10 protein-coding genes are annotated in these 14200 nt (G+C 72.5%); 4 read left to right on the top strand and 6 right to left on the bottom strand.

From position 1 onward, the window contains the following. Nucleotide 1 precedes the first annotated feature (1 nt). Complete coding sequence (locus tag G8E01_RS08380; protein ID WP_166318416.1) at nt 2–3025, top strand: bifunctional [glutamine synthetase] adenylyltransferase/[glutamine synthetase]-adenylyl-L-tyrosine phosphorylase; 3024 nt, start codon at nt 2–4, stop codon at nt 3023–3025. Between the two features lie 20 nt (nt 3026–3045). On the opposite strand, the gene G8E01_RS08375 is transcribed toward G8E01_RS08380, so the two are convergent. Further along, complete coding sequence (locus G8E01_RS08375) at nt 3046–3810, bottom strand: ParA family protein (RefSeq protein WP_166318413.1); 765 nt, start codon at nt 3808–3810, stop codon at nt 3046–3048. Nucleotides 3811–3885: 75 nt separating this feature from the next. Then, nucleotides 3886–5310: a type I glutamate--ammonia ligase gene (gene glnA / locus G8E01_RS08370; protein ID WP_166318410.1), complete on the bottom strand. Its 1425-nt coding sequence runs from the start codon at nt 5308–5310 to the stop codon at nt 3886–3888. 158 nt (nt 5311–5468) lie between these two features. Between glnA and G8E01_RS08365 the strand changes: the two genes are divergently transcribed. Further along, the gene (locus G8E01_RS08365) at nt 5469–5867 is read left to right on the top strand and encodes an RDD family protein (RefSeq protein ID WP_166318407.1); all 399 of its coding nucleotides are present in this window, start codon (nt 5469–5471) and stop codon (nt 5865–5867) included. Between the two features lie 50 nt (nt 5868–5917). On the opposite strand, the gene G8E01_RS08360 is transcribed toward G8E01_RS08365, so the two are convergent. Beyond that, nucleotides 5918–6631, bottom strand: a complete 714-nt coding sequence (locus G8E01_RS08360) for a DUF4191 family protein (RefSeq protein WP_166318404.1) — start codon at nt 6629–6631, stop codon at nt 5918–5920. A gap of 134 nt (nt 6632–6765) precedes the next feature. Between G8E01_RS08360 and G8E01_RS08355 the strand changes: the two genes are divergently transcribed. Then, nucleotides 6766–8124 (top strand): hypothetical protein, encoded by a 1359-nt coding sequence (locus G8E01_RS08355; protein WP_166318401.1) that lies wholly within the window; start codon nt 6766–6768, stop codon nt 8122–8124. Between the two features lie 33 nt (nt 8125–8157). On the opposite strand, the gene sucB is transcribed toward G8E01_RS08355, so the two are convergent. From sucB to G8E01_RS08340, 3 genes are all read right to left on the bottom strand, one after another. After that, entirely contained in the window at nt 8158–10146 is a 1989-nt protein-coding gene (gene sucB, locus G8E01_RS08350) for a 2-oxoglutarate dehydrogenase, E2 component, dihydrolipoamide succinyltransferase (protein ID WP_166318398.1), read from the bottom strand. 93 nt (nt 10147–10239) lie between these two features. Next, a complete protein-coding gene (locus tag G8E01_RS08345; protein WP_166318395.1) occupies nt 10240–11646 on the bottom strand; it encodes an FAD-dependent oxidoreductase in 1407 nt (468 codons plus the stop codon). 8 nt (nt 11647–11654) lie between these two features. Continuing rightward, the gene (locus G8E01_RS08340) at nt 11655–13136 is read right to left on the bottom strand and encodes a leucyl aminopeptidase (protein WP_166318392.1); all 1482 of its coding nucleotides are present in this window, start codon (nt 13134–13136) and stop codon (nt 11655–11657) included. A gap of 68 nt (nt 13137–13204) precedes the next feature. Here G8E01_RS08340 and G8E01_RS08335 point away from each other — a divergent pair, with 68 nt between their 5' ends. Further along, a complete protein-coding gene (locus G8E01_RS08335; RefSeq protein WP_166318389.1) occupies nt 13205–14131 on the top strand; it encodes a proteasome assembly chaperone family protein in 927 nt (308 codons plus the stop codon). The last annotated feature ends 69 nt before the right edge of the window (nt 14132–14200 follow it).

The following is a 14200-nucleotide window of genomic DNA, read 5'->3' as shown; positions in this document are numbered from 1 at the left end:
CGTGACGCCTCTCGCTCGGGCCTCGCGCCGCTCCGTTCTCGCCCGCGCCGGGTTCGCGGACCTCTCGGGCTCGTCCGATGCGCTCGACGAGCTCGCGGCTCTCACGCACGCCGATCGCGACGCATTAATCGCGGGCGCGGCGCGCGCCGCGGATCCCGACGCCGCCGTGCGGGGGATCCTCCAGGTGGCGCGCCGGGACGCGGCTCCCGTCGCGGAGATGCTTGCGGAGGCGCGGCCCGCGGCGCACCTGTGGCGCGTCACCGGCGCGTCGCAGGGGCTGGCCGAATTCTTGCTGCGCCACCCCGACGCGGTCCGTGAGCTCCGCGACGCCGGATCCCGGCTCCCCACCCGCGACGAGATGACCTCCGACCTCCGGGCGGCCGTCGGGTGGGACGACCACGTGGCCTCCCGTGACGGCGAGGAGGCCTGGGTCGCGCTTCGCGTCGCGTATCGGCGCGCGCTCCTGCGCATCGCGGCCTACGACCTGGCCGCGCCCGACCCCGTCGAGGTCGTGGCCGAGGTCTCGGCCGCGCTCGCGGACGCGGCGGGTGCCGCGCTCGACGCGGCGCTGGCGGTGGCGCGGGCCCGCGTGTCGGAGGGCGTCGGAGCCCGCGGCCTATTCCCCGCGGGCGAAGTGGCGCAGACCCGGTTGGCGATCATCGGCATGGGGAAGGCCGGCGCGCGCGAGCTCAACTATGTCTCGGACGTGGACGTGATCTTCGTCGCCGGCGTGGCGGACGACGCGAGCCTGTCCGAGTCGCGCGCCATCGACATCGCGACGCGGCTGGCCGTGCAGACGATGCGGGGGATCAGCTCGTTCGAGACGGAGCCGCCCCTGTGGGAGGTCGACGCGAACCTCCGCCCGGAGGGCAAGCAGGGGGCTCTCGTCCGCACGCTCGACTCGCACCTCGCCTACTACGGCCGCTGGGCCCACTCGTGGGAGTTCCAGGCGCTCCTCAAGGCTCGCCCGCTCGCGGGCGACCCCGCGCTCGCGCGGGCCTACGTCGAGGCCGTGGCGCCCCTGGTGTGGGCCAGCTCCTCGCGCGACGGCTTCGTCGGGAGCGTGCAGGCGATGCGCCAGCGGGTGAGCGACAACATCGCCCCCGGCGAGGTCGACCGGCAACTGAAGCTCGGACCGGGCGGCCTCCGCGACATCGAGTTCACCGTTCAGCTCCTGCAGCTCGTGCACGGCGCCTCCGACTCCTCGGTGCGGGCCGGCGGCACGCTCGCGGCGCTGGACCAGCTCGTGGACGGCGGGTACATCGGACGGGCCGACGCGGCCGCATTCGCGACCGACTACCGGATCCTCCGGGTCCTGGAGCACCGCCTGCAGCTCCAGCAGCTCCGCCGCACGCACCTCATGCCGGAGGGCGACGAGCACCTGCGGGTCCTGGCGCGCGCGACGGCGTTCTACGACCCCGCCGCGGGGGTCGCCGGGGGCACGGCGGTCGACGTCCGCGCGACGTGGGAACGCGTGCGGAGCGAGGTGCGCGACATCCACGTGCGGCTCTTCTACCGCCCGTTGTTGTCGGCCGTCGCCGCGACAGAGTACGACGCGCGCGCCCTGACGGGGACCGAAGCGCACGATCGCCTCGCCGCGATCGGCTTTCGCGACGCGGGCAGCGCCCTGCGCCACATCGCCGCGCTCACGCGCGGCGTGAGCCGCAAGGCCACCGTGCAGCGCACGCTCATGCCCGTCATGCTGCGCTGGTTCGCCGAGGGCGTCGACCCGGACTACGGTCTCGTCGCCTTCCGGCGCGTGAGCGAGCGCCTCGGCACGAGCCCGTGGTTCCTCCGCATGCTGCGCGATTCCTCGGGTGCGGCCGAGTCGCTCACGACGCTGCTCAGCGGCTCGCGGTACGTCGGCGAGCTGATGGAGTGGATCCCCGAGTCCGTCGCGTGGCTGGACGGCGGCGAGCAGCTCCGCCCGCGCGCGTACGAGGTCCTGGATCAGGAGGCGCGCGCGATCCAGTCCCGTCGCACGTCCTTCGACGACGCCATGCGCGCGGTCCGGGGGATCCGCCGGCGCGAGCTCCTCCGCACCGCCATGGGATCCATGACGGGCGACCTCACGATCAAGGACGTTACGACGGCGCTCACGACGATCACCGACGTCGCGCTGCAGGCGACCCTGCGCGCGGTGAGACGGGAGGTCGTGCCGGAGGAACACCAGCACTTTGAGTTCTCCATCATCGGCATGGGGCGGTACGGCGGCGCGGAGGTCGGGTTCGGCTCCGACGCCGACGTCTTGTTCGTCTACCGCGCGCCGGACATCGACCCTCAGGTCGCGGATCGATACGCGCGCAAGATCGTGTCGACGCTCCGCGACGCCGCCGAGGACCACCGGGTGCCCCTCGAGCTCGACGCGGACCTGCGCCCGGAAGGCCGGAACGGACCGATCGTCCGGACGCTCGACGCGTATCGCGCCTACTACGCCCGGTGGTCGGTGTCGTGGGAGGCCCAGGCGCTCCTGCGGGCGCGGGCGGTTGCTGGCACGCGGGCGCTCTGCGCCGACTTCATGGCGATGGTCGACGCCGTCAGGTACCCCGCCCAGGTGCGACCCGAGGACGTGCGGGAGATCAAGCGGATCAAGGCGCGCGTCGAGAACGAGCGCATGCCCAAGGGCGTGGATCCGTCGCGCCACCTCAAGCTGGGTCCCGGTGGGCTCAGCGACGTGGAGTGGCTCGTGCAGCTCATCCAGCTCGAGCACGGCCATCGCGTTGAGGGGCTCCGGACCCCACGCACGCTCCACGCGCTGCAGGCCGCCTACGACGCCGGGCTCCTCGCGGAGGAGCACGCGCAGCAGCTCGGCGCGTCGTGGCGGCTCGCGACGCGGTTGAGGTCCGCGCACACCCTCCTCACCGGCGCGACGAGCGACGCGCTCCCCACCGATTACGGCGAACTCGACGGGATCGGCCGGATCCTGGAGTACCCGCCCGGTTCCGGCCCGCTCGTCGAGGAGACGTGGCTCCGCACGGCCCGGCGCGCGCGGCGCACCTACGAGCGCGTGTTCTACGACCTCTAGGCGGCTGCGCGCCCTCCGCGCTACGCCGCCGATCCGCGCGTACGGGGGGCGTGGGCCACGGCGTGCCACAGCGCGGCATACGCGCGCCCGGCCGGGGAGCCCGGTGCGTAGTCGCCGAGCGCGGCGTGACGCTCGGCCATGCGCTCGACGACGACGGAGGCGGGAACGATGATGTCGCTGATCGCGCGTGTCCGGCCGGGCAGCGCGTCGGCCGCCTCGCGATGGCTCTTCTTGCGACGATCGACGAGGTTGAGGAACGCAATCACGGGCGTTCCGGGCGCCGACTCCTCGACGAAGGCGCCGACCTGCTCGTGCGCCCGGAGCGAGAGGAGCGCGGGGGACAGCGGGGAGACGACGACGTCGGCCGTGCGCACGGCGTTTTCGGCGACCAGCGAGGATCCCGGCGGGCAGTCCAGCACGATCAGGTCGTAGTCGTCGCGCAGCGGCTTGAGGGCCCGCGCGACACGGCTCGACGACTTCTTCGCCCCGTCGAGCGTGATGTCGAGGTCTCGGTAGGTGCCGTCGCCCGGCAGGACATCGAGCCCCGCGATGGACGAGGACCGGATGGCCTTGGCGATCGACTTGTCACCGACGATGATCGCCTCGGCGCCCCCGCGGACCTTCTGGCGCACGTCGAGCAGCCAGGTCGCACCGGCCTGGGGATCCAAGTCCCAGAGCAGCGTCCGGTTCCCGTCCGCCGCCGCCAGCCAGGCGAGGTTCACGGCGGTCGTCGTTTTCCCGACGCCGCCCTTCGTGCTGTAGACCGTGATGATCCGCGCGCTCATGCGAGGATCCTGCCAGATACGCGGCGCGCGCCCCGGGAGAAACCCCGGGGCGCGCGACGAATGCGTGGGCGCGGATCAGACGCCGTAGTACAGCTCGAACTCGAACGGGTGCGGTCGCTGGGCCAGCGGGATGATCTCGTTCTCGTACTTGTAGTCGATCCAGGTGTCGATGAGCTCCTGCGTGAAGACGCCGCCCTCGAGGAGGAACGCGTGGTCCTCGCGGAGCGCCTCGAGCGCCTCGGCGAGCGTGCCGGGCACCTGCGGGATGTCCTTGGCCTCCTCCGGCGGAAGCTCGTAGAGGTCCTTGTCAACCGGCTCGTGCGGCTCGATGCGGTTCTTAATGCCGTCGATGCCCGCCATCAGCTGCGCGGCGAAGGCGAGGTAGGGGTTACCCGAGGAGTCGGGGGCGCGGAACTCGAGGCGCTTCGCCTTCGGGTTCGAGCCCGTGATCGGGATGCGGATCGCCGCGGAGCGGTTGCCGGCCGAGTAGACGAGGTTGACGGGTGCCTCGAAGCCCTTGATCAGGCGGTGGTACGAGTTGATCGTGGGGTTCGTGAACGCGAGGACCGCGGGCGCGTGCTTCAGCAGGCCGCCGATGTACCAGCGGGCGACGTCCGAGAGCTGGCCGTAGCCCTGCTCGTCGAAGAAGAGCGGCTTGCCGTCGGCCCACAGCGACTGGTGGGTGTGCATGCCCGAGCCGTTGTCGCCGAAGATCGGCTTCGGCATGAAGGTGGCGGTCTTGCCCCACTCCTCGGCCGTGTTCTTGACGATGTACTTGAACTTCAGGATGTCGTCCGCGGCGTGGACCATCGTGTCGAACTTGTAGTTGATCTCGGCCTGGCCGGCCGTGCCCACCTCGTGGTGCGCGCGCTCGAGCTCGAGGCCCGCCTCGATGAGCTTCAGCGAGATGTCGTCGCGCAGGTCGGCCTGCTTGTCGACGGGGGAGACGGGGAAGTAGCCGCCCTTGTAGGGCGTCTTGTTGCCGAGGTTTCCGCCCTCCTCCTCGCGGCCGGTGTTCCACGCGGCCTCCTCGGAGTCCACCGAGTAGAAGCTCTTGCCCTGCGAGACCTCGTAGCGCACGTCGTCGAAGATGTAGAACTCGGCCTCGGGGGCGAAGAACGCGGTGTCCGCGATGCCGGTCGAGGCGAGGTACTTCTCCGCCTTCTTGGCGACCTGGCGCGGGTCCTTCGAGTAGATCTCGCCGTTGCGGGGGTTGTAGATGTCGAACACCATGACGAGCGTCTTGTGCTCGCGGAACGGGTCGAGGTACGCCGTCGTCACGTCCGGGATGAGCTGCATGTCGGACTCGTTGATGTTCGCGAAGCCGCGAATCGAGGAGCCATCGAAGAGCTGGCCGACGGTGAAGAAGTCCTCGTCGACGGTCGATGCCGGGATGTTGAAGTGCTGCTGGACACCGGGGAGATCCGTGAACCGGATGTCGAGGAACTTGACGTCCTCGTCCTTGATGAAAGCGAGCACCTCAGATGAATCAGTGAACATGGAGGCTCCAGGTAGTGGGACTTCGGGTCGCCGCCCGCGGAGGGGATGACCCCTCGAAACTATCCCTGCGGGATTGCCCGAGAATGTCTCGAATGTTTCCTGGAGGTTACGTGGGCATCGTGCCGCGACACAAACCGACGCGCGCCTAGGCTGATCGGGTGACTTCTTCTTCGCGCGATGACCACCCCGGCAAAAGCCTGGGCCTTCCGGCCACCGGCCCGGGCAGCATCGCCCCGCTCTCGCGCCGCGTCGGCGCCTTCGTGACCGATTGGGCGGCCGTTGTCCTCCTGTCCGTGGCGTTCTTCGACTACGCGTGGTGGTCGACGCTCGCGATCTTCGTCGTCATCCAGGCGCTCTTCGTGCCGACGGCCGGCGGAAGCCCGGGGCATCGGATCTGGGGGCTGCGGGTCGTGCGCCGCGGCGGGGGATGGGTGGGCCCCTGGCGGCCACTGGTTCGGGCCGCGCTGATCGCCCTCGTGATCCCCGCCGCCATCTGGGATGAGAACCGTCTCGGGCTCCACGATCTACTCGCCGGCACCGCCATCGTCCGGGCGTAAACCGAGAGGGGCCGGCGCATCGCACCGGTCCCCTGTCTCGTGTCGCGCTTCTAGCGCGGCTTTGGAGCGCGCACCTTCGTCGGGTCGATGCCCTTCGGGATTGGGAGGGACGCCGCGCCGCCGCGCGAGATCGACTCGGTGCGGGCGCTGAGCTGCTCCATGCCGGCCCGGTTGACCACCTTCGGCAGCTTCTTGATCTCGCGCGCCAGGCGGTCGACTGGCACCTCGTCCTCGCCGTGTCCGACATACAGGACGGTCACGGGAACGGATCCGTGCGTGATGCGCAGCGAGGTGGTCTTCTCCTTCTTGACGAGGCGCTCGAGGCGACTCCGCGTGCCCTCGCCGATGAGGACGACGCCGCCGCGACCCACGGCGCGGTACACCGCGTCCTGAGTCTTCGCGTTGACGGCGACCGGCATGTCCTCGCCGCGCCAGTTGCGCCCGAGCATGTTCGCGACGACGTGCCCCGCCCCGCCCGGCATCCCGTCGATCTTCTTGTACATCGCGGACGTCGCCAACCGGTTCATGAGCAGCATCGCGCCGATGAGGCCGAGCATGATGCCGAAGACGACCCAGAGGATGTAGCCCCACCAGGGCTGGGCGGTCACCAGCGCGATGACCACGCCGACCGCGACGCCCGCCACCAGGACGAGGGGGAGCACCCAGGCCACCCACGGGTATTCCCCGTGCGTGAACGTGAACAGGTTCTTAATCGTCGCGAAGAACCCGGGGCGCTTCTCGGGCGTGGTCGTGCGTGCTGCCATAGTCACCAGCCTACCGGTCGCTCGTGCCGCGCACCTGCGCGCCAGCGCGTCCACACCCCGGGACCCGCCCGCGCCCGTCCCCAATCCGCCGCGCGCCGGCGCCTCGGAGGTCTCCGGCGCGGCACCCTGGGCCCATGACCACGACACGGGACGCGCGGACGGCGCCGCGCGAGGCGGAGGCGTTCCTGCCCGCGCGGCGGGTGCGCCGCACGGTGGCGGGCGAACACCCACTTCCCGCGGCGCTCGTACAGAGGGGCGAGGGCACCTGGGCCGTCGTCGACGCGGCAGACCTCGACGGCTGGTCCGGATGGCGATGGGCCGACGCGCCGCACGTGCTCGCGCCGCGCGAGATCCTGCGTCGCGCGGGAGGCCACGACGTGGTGGTACCGTCCGTCGCCTCGTCCGTCGAGAATCTCCTCGGCGCGCGTGCCCAGAGCGGGCCCGCCTGGGACCGCGGCGAGGCGGTGACCCTGGCCGTCGCCGTGATGCGCGCGGCGGCCGCCGTGGATCCGGAGACCGTCGGGAGCTGGTGGCTCGATGAGGACGGCATGCCGCTGTTTTGCCCCCGCGCGGGCGATGCCGAGGACGGCGACGCGATCCCCGACGCCTCCGCGCGCATTCTCGAGCGCCTCGAGCGCGCCACGGACGACCGGGTCCTCGCCCGTGCACTGGCGGAGGCCCGCGACGCGCTCGCGACGCCGCGCAGCCTGGCCGCCTCGCTCGAGGGGATCGAGGCCGCACTGTTCGACGCGGCGTCTGCCCGGCCGATCCGGTCCGCGGCGGCGGCCGGGGCGCGCGCCGGGATCGACCGACACCTCGCCGCCGACGACGCCGACGAGGGGACGGGGCTCGCCGCGTGGCTGGCGCGCGCCGCGGGGATGTGGGACGCGGGCCTCGCCGGGATCCTGGCGCGCCTGTCGCCCGCGGAGCGGTCGGAGCAGGCCGGCCCCGGGCGCGCGCACCCCAGGGACAGGGCACGTCCCGCGAAGACGGCGCGTCGCCCCGGGCGGCGGCGGGCTCCGATCGTGGTGGCCCTCGGTGCCGCGGCGGTCATCGTCGGCGTCGGCCTCGTCTGGCCCGCCGGCGACCCGCCGCGCGCCTCAGGCGCCATCGCGAATCGCGAGGGGTCGACCCCAGGGGGCGACGTCGTGGCCTCCGCGCCGTCGCATCCGGGCCTTGCGGGGGAGGATCCGGCCCTTGCGGGGGAGGATCCGGCGGCCGCCGGCGCGGCGCTCGTGGCGCTCTGGCAGGACTGCGCCGGCACGTGCGACCAGGTGCCGAGCGAGGCCGTCGGCGGATCCGCGGCGCACCCCGACGTGCGGGTTTCCCTCGTGGAGGACTACGGTCAGGTCGCCGTCGTGGCCGCCGAGGCTCCCGGATCCGCGCGGCAGCTCATCGTGATCGAGCGCGCGGGCGAGACCTGGCGCATTCGAGACGCGTACGACGCGGCGACCGGAACGGCAGCGCGCAACACAGAGGGGGCCGCGCCGTAACGGCGCGGCCCCCTCTGTGTTGCAATCGAGACGTTAGATCCCGAGATCGGCCTGGAAGTCGGCCTCCTCGAGGCGTGCCTTGACGGCGCTGAGGTAGCGCGCCGCGTCGGCACCGTCGATCGTGCGGTGGTCGTACGACAGCGCGAGGTAGACGTAGGACCGGACGCCGATCGAGTCCTGCCCGTCGACCGTCACCACGCCGGGGCGCTTGAACACGATGCCCGTGCCGAGGATCGCCGACTGCGGCAGGAACACGACCGGGGTGTCGAACAGCGCTCCACGCGAACCCGTGTTGGTGAGCGTGAACGTGCCGCCGGCGAGGTCATCGGGCTTCAGCCCGCCCTCGCGCGTGCGCTTCGCGAGATCCGCGATGCCGCCCGCGATCTCCGAGAGGTTCTTCGACGCCGCGTCCCGGAGCACGGGCGTGTACAGCCCCTTTTCGGTGTCGACCGCGATCGAGAGGTTCTCGGTGTCGGGGTAGACGATGTTCTCGCCGTCGAGCGTCGAGTTGATGATCGGGAACGCGCGGAGCGCCTCGGTCGCCGCGAGCGCGAAGAACGGCAGGAACGACAGCTTGCTGCCGGTCTTCTCGTGGAACTCGGCCTTGACGCCGTCGCGGAAGGACGACAGGCGCGTCACGTCGACCTCGACGACCGTCGTGAGCTGCGCGGTCGAGGTCATCGACTCCACGGCGCGCTTCGCGAGCACCTTACGCAGCCGGGTCATTGGCTGAGTCGTTCCGCGCAGCTCGCTCGTCTCGAGCGCGGCCTTCGCCGGCTTCGCCGACGGGGCGGCCAGCGTGGGCGACGAGGAGGTCGAGGCCGCGGGCTTGACGGCTGCGAGCACGTCCTCCTTGCGGATCCGGCCGCCGACCCCCGAGCCCTGGATGCTCGACAGGTCCACGCCATGCTGCGCGGCGAGCTTGCGCACGAGCGGGGTGACGTAGATCGAGTCGTTCGAGGCCGGGGCGGCGGGCTTCTCGGCCGGCGCGGGCGTGGCCTCGGCCTTCTGCGGTGCCGGGGCGGGCTCGGCGGCGTTCTCCTCCGGCGCCGGGGCGGCGGGCTTCTCGGCCGCCGCGGGCTGTCCGGATCCGACGCGCGCGAGGACGGAGCCGACCTCGACCGTGTCGTCCTCGCCCGCGAGGAGCTCGAGGACGGTGCCGGCGACGGGCGAGGGGACCTCGGTGTCGACCTTGTCCGTCGAGATCTCGAGCAGCGGCTCGTCGACCTCGACCGAGTCGCCGACCTGCTTCAGCCAGCGGGTGACGGTGCCCTCGGTGACGCTTTCGCCGAGCTCGGGAAGCACGACGTCGGTCGCGTCCGCGGAGGAGTCGGCCGGCGCGGGCGTGGCCTCGGCCTTCTGCGGTGCCGGGGCGGGCTCGGCGGCGTTCTCCTCCGGCGCCGGGGCGGCGGGCTTCTCGGCCGCCGCGGGCTGTCCGGATCCGACGCGCGCGAGGACGGAGCCGACCTCGACCGTGTCGTCCTCGCCCGCGAGGAGCTCGAGGACGGTGCCGGCGACGGGCGAGGGGACCTCGGTGTCGACCTTGTCCGTCGAGATCTCGAGCAGCGGCTCGTCGACCTCGACCGAGTCGCCGACCTGCTTCAGCCAGCGGGTGACGGTGCCCTCGGTGACGCTTTCGCCGAGCTCGGGAAGCACGACGTCGGTCGCGTCCGCGGAGGACTCGGCCGGCGCGGGCGTGGCCTCGGCCTTCTGCGGTGCCGGGGCGGGCTCGGCGGCCTTCTCCTCCGGCGCCGGGGCGGCGGGGGCGGACTCGGTGGCATCGGCGCCGTCGCCGACCGTCGCGAGCTCTGCGCCGACCTCGGCCGTCTCGTCCTCCTGCACGAGGATCGCCTCGAGCACGCCCGCCACGGGCGACGGGATCTCGGTGTCGACCTTGTCGGTAGACACCTCGAGCAGCGGCTCATCGACCGCGACGGTATCGCCGACCTGCTTCAGCCAGCGGGTGACCGTTCCCTCGGTGACGCTCTCTCCGAGAGCGGGGAGGACAACGGAAGTGCTCATATTCGAGTCTCCTTGCAGAAGGTGTGAATGCGGTTATCAGCTTAGGGGATGGGGTCCGGCCCCGCCCCGGAACCGGCGGGGCGTGCCGCGCGGTCACATGGTGTGTAGCGGCGAGCCCGCGAGGGCGAGGAAGGCCTCGCCGAGGGCCTCGGACTGGGTCGGGTGGGCGTGCACGAGCGGGGCGATGTCTTCCGGATGCGCCTCCCAAGCGACGGCGAGCTGACCCTCCGTGATCAGCTCGCCCACGCGCTCGCCCACGAGATGCACCCCGAGGACGGGCCCGCCCGCGAGGCGAACGACCTTCGCGAAGCCGGGCCGCGCGGGGGAGCCGGCGGCCACGATCTCGCTCTTCGCGTTGCCGGCGAGGGAAACCTCGGTCGACGCGATCGCGTCTGCGCCGTGGATCTCGATCGCGGCGCGCTCCGTCAGGCCCACGGATGCGACCTCGGGCGACGAGTACGTGACGCGCGGCACGAGCGCGTCGTCGAGCGGCGCGGTGCGTCGGCCGGCGATCCGCTCGGCGACCGCGATGCCGTGCCGGAATCCGCGGTGGGCGAGCTGGGGGCCGGCGACGATGTCGCCGACGGCCCACACGCCCTCCGCGCCCGTGCGCAGTTCGGGGTCGACGTCTACGAACCCGCGGGTGAGCGAGATCCCGGCCTCCTCGAAGCCGAGGCCCGCAGTGGAGGGCGCGCGGCCGACAGCCACGAGCACCACGTCGGCCGACAGGTCCTCGCCCACGCCCTCGCGTTCTACCGAGACGACGACGCCGCCGTCGCCGTCGACCACGCCGGCCACGCGGGCGCCGAGGCGGAGGTCGATGCCGCGGCGCGTGAACGCCTTCGCCAGCGCCGACTGCGATGCCGCTTCCTCGCCCGCGATGAGCGTGTCCTGCGCCTCGACGATCGTGACCTCGGTGCCGAGTGAGCGCCAGGCGCTGGCGAACTCCACGCCGATGACCCCGCCGCCGATGACCACGGCGCGCTCGGGGATTTCCGCGCGCGACAGCGCCCGTTCCGCGTCCAGCACGCGAGCCGAGAACTCCACCCCCGGCAGGGCGCGCGTCGACGCGCCCGTGGCGAGGACGACGTGGCGTCCCGCGTACAGGTCGTCGCCGACCCGCACCGCGGGAACGCCATCGTGGCGCGTGAGGGATCCGGATCCGGTCACCACCTGCACGCCGCGCGCCGCGAGGAGCGACGTCAGCCCGCGGAACTTGCCGTCGACGATCTTCTGGCGCCACGCCAGCGCCGCGGGGCCGTCCACGCCCTCGAGGGAAGCCGCGACGCCGGCGGCCGCCGCGTGCCGCACGGTGTCGGCGACCTCCGCGGTGTGCAACAGGGCCTTCGTCGGGACGCACCCGCGGTGGAGGCACGTGCCCCCGACGCGGTCGCGCTCGATGAGCGTCACGGAGAGGTCGAGTTCGCGGGCGCGCAGCGCCGTCGCGTACCCGCCGCTCCCGCCGCCGAGAACGACGACGTCCGAGGTGTGGACGGTCACGGGAGGCCTCAGCGAACCTCGCCGCCGGCGGCGACGAAGTCGATCAGCGCCCGGGTGGAGGCCCCGGTCGGCCCGCGATCGGTGAACCCGAACGCGCTCGCCGTGCTCATCGCGGATCCGGCGATGTCCAGGTGCACCCACGGGATCCGGGGCGCATCCGCCGCGCCGTCCCGGCGGCCCACGAAGCGCTGCAGGAAGAGCCCGGCGTACATCGATCCGCCCGCGCGGTTACCCATGTTCGCGTTCTGGAGATCGGCGACGCGCGAGTCGAGCTGCTCCTCCATGTGCTCCGGGAGCGGGAACGGCCACGCGAGCTCGCCCGTGCGGTCCGCGGACCGCAGGAACGCGTCGACCGCGTCGGACTCGCCCATGACGCCCGTGTGGCGGGTGCCGAGCGCGACGACCATCGCGCCCGTGAGGGTCGCCACATCGACGATCACGTCGGGGTTCTCGCGGCTGGCGGCCACGAGGCCGTCGGCCATCACCAGGCGACCCTCCGCGTCCGTGTTTGTGACCTCGACCGTGGTGCCGTCGGCCATCACGAGGACGTCGCCCGGACGCGTCGCGCGCCCCGAGGGCATGTTGTCGGCGATGCAGAGCCAGCCCGTCACCCGGACGGGGAGCTCCAGCTGGGCGGCGGCGCGCACGACCGCGAGCACCTCGGCCGCGCCCGTCATGTCCTCCTGCATGCCGACCATCGACGCGGCGGGCTTCAGCGAGAGCCCGCCCGTGTCGAACGTGATGCCCTTGCCGACGAGCGCGACGTGACGCGTCGCGCCCTGCGGGGCGTAGTCGAGGCGCACGAGGCGCGGGGGCCGGTCGGAGCCCTGACCGACGCCGAGGATGCCGCCGAACCCGCCCTCGGCGAGGGCCTTCTCATCCCAGACCGTCGCCTGGATCGGGAGCTCGGCGGTCGCCGCCGCGGCCGTGTCGGCCAGCTGCTCGGGGCTCTGACGATCGGCCGGCGTCGAGACGAGGTCCTTGACGAGCGCGACGGCCTCGCCCGAGACGCGCGCGGCGGCCAGGTCGCCGTCCGTCACCGCCTCGGGCGCGTGCACGAGGATCCGGGCGGCGCGGCGGGAACGCTCCGCGGCGTCGTCCGCGACGTTCTTGTAGCCGTCGAACGCGTACCCACCCAGGACGGCTCCCTCGGCCGCGGCGCGCCACGCGTCGGGCACGTCCGCCGCGACCGCCACGGCGATCGTGGAAAAGCCCGTCAGCTGGCGCACGCCCGCCCCGATGCTGTCGCGCACCGTGTCGATCGACGGGTCGGCGCCGAGGCCGACGACCGCGAGCGGGAGCGCGGTGTACTCCGGCGCGTGCACCCGAGCGTAGGCACCCTTCTTCCCGGTGAAGCCGATCGCCTCGAGGGCGGGCGTGAGGCCGTCGATGGGGTCGGAACCGGCCAGGGCCGGAACCGCGAGGACGAGGGCGTCGGCGTCGTGGGCCGGGACGGGGGCGTGGGTGATCGCAATATCGGGAAGAGGCATGCCTCCATCCTAGGTATCGCTCGCGCCGGAGGGGCCCGCCCGCCCCGCGGCCCTCGTAGCATGGAGGGATGGCCCGCATCCCCGAGTTCTTCGAGCGCGTCGCGAACGCGCCGGCTGTGACGCCCCAGCTTCCGCTCGTCGTCCTGCTCACGGGCTTCACCGACGCGGGCGGGACGGTCTCGGCGGTGGTCGATTTCGCGCGCGAGGATCTTCGCCCCGAGCCCGTCGCCGTCTTCGACAACGACGCGCTCCTGGACTATCGGGCGCGACGCCCGATCGTCACCTTCGATCGCGACCACTTGTCGGACTACCGCCCGCCGCGGCTCGAGCTCTCCCTGGCCCACGACGCGCTCGGGCAGCCGTTCCTCCTCCTGATGGGGTACGAGCCGGACTTCGCCTGGGACGGATTCGTGGCCGCCGTGCTGGCGCTGGCGGACGAGTTCGAGGTGTCGACGATGACGTGGGTCCACGCGATCGCGATGCCGGTGCCCCACACGCGCGCGCTCACGACCACGGTGAGCGGGTCGCGTCACGACCTCATCCAGGCGCACTCGGTGTGGAAGCCGCACACGGAGGCCCCCGCCACGGCTGGCCACCTGCTCGAGATGCGAATGTCGGAGGACGGGTTCCCCGTCGCCGGCTTCGTCATGCTCGTGCCGCACTACCTTGCGGAGACCGTCTATCCGGGGGCCGCGATCGCGGCGCTGGATCAGCTCATGACGGCGACCGGTCTCGTGTTCGGCCTCGACTCCCTCCGCGAGGACAACCGGGCCTATCTCGAGCGGGTGGGCGAGCAGATCGATCGCAACGACGAGCTCGCCCAGATGGTGCAGGCGTTGGAGCGCCGCTTCGATGCGTACATGGCGGGCGAGCGCGACGGCACGCCGCGCGCGGGCGGCTTCGCCGAGGGTGACCTCCCGAGCGCCGACGAGCTCGCGGCCGAGCTCGAGCGGTTCCTCGCCGACCGTCCGGCCGACGACGAGCGCGGCGCGTAGCGGATCCGCTGAGGGCCGGGAATAGCTCCCGCACCCGCGTCGTTATTGCCCGGTGACGCGTCCGCGGTG

Source organism: Microbacterium excoecariae (assembly GCF_011326725.1).
Classification (GTDB): domain Bacteria; phylum Actinomycetota; class Actinomycetes; order Actinomycetales; family Microbacteriaceae; genus Microbacterium; species Microbacterium excoecariae.
The sequence above is the reverse complement of the archived record's forward strand: the minus strand, read 5'-3'. Positions and strand labels throughout refer to the sequence as shown.

Coding starts and splice junctions, on each gene's coding strand:
- G8E01_RS08375 (WP_166318413.1), bottom strand. CDS start 3,810: ATGAGCGCGCGGATCATCACGGTCTACAGCACGAAGGGCGGCGTCGGG.
- glnA (WP_166318410.1), bottom strand. CDS start 5,310: ATGTTCACTGATTCATCTGAGGTGCTCGCTTTCATCAAGGACGAGGAC.
- G8E01_RS08360 (WP_166318404.1), bottom strand. CDS start 6,631: ATGGCAGCACGCACGACCACGCCCGAGAAGCGCCCCGGGTTCTTCGCG.
- G8E01_RS08355 (WP_166318401.1), top strand. CDS start 6,766: ATGACCACGACACGGGACGCGCGGACGGCGCCGCGCGAGGCGGAGGCG.
- sucB (WP_166318398.1), bottom strand. CDS start 10,146: ATGAGCACTTCCGTTGTCCTCCCCGCTCTCGGAGAGAGCGTCACCGAG.
- G8E01_RS08340 (WP_166318392.1), bottom strand. CDS start 13,136: ATGCCTCTTCCCGATATTGCGATCACCCACGCCCCCGTCCCGGCCCAC.
- G8E01_RS08335 (WP_166318389.1), top strand. CDS start 13,205: ATGGCCCGCATCCCCGAGTTCTTCGAGCGCGTCGCGAACGCGCCGGCT.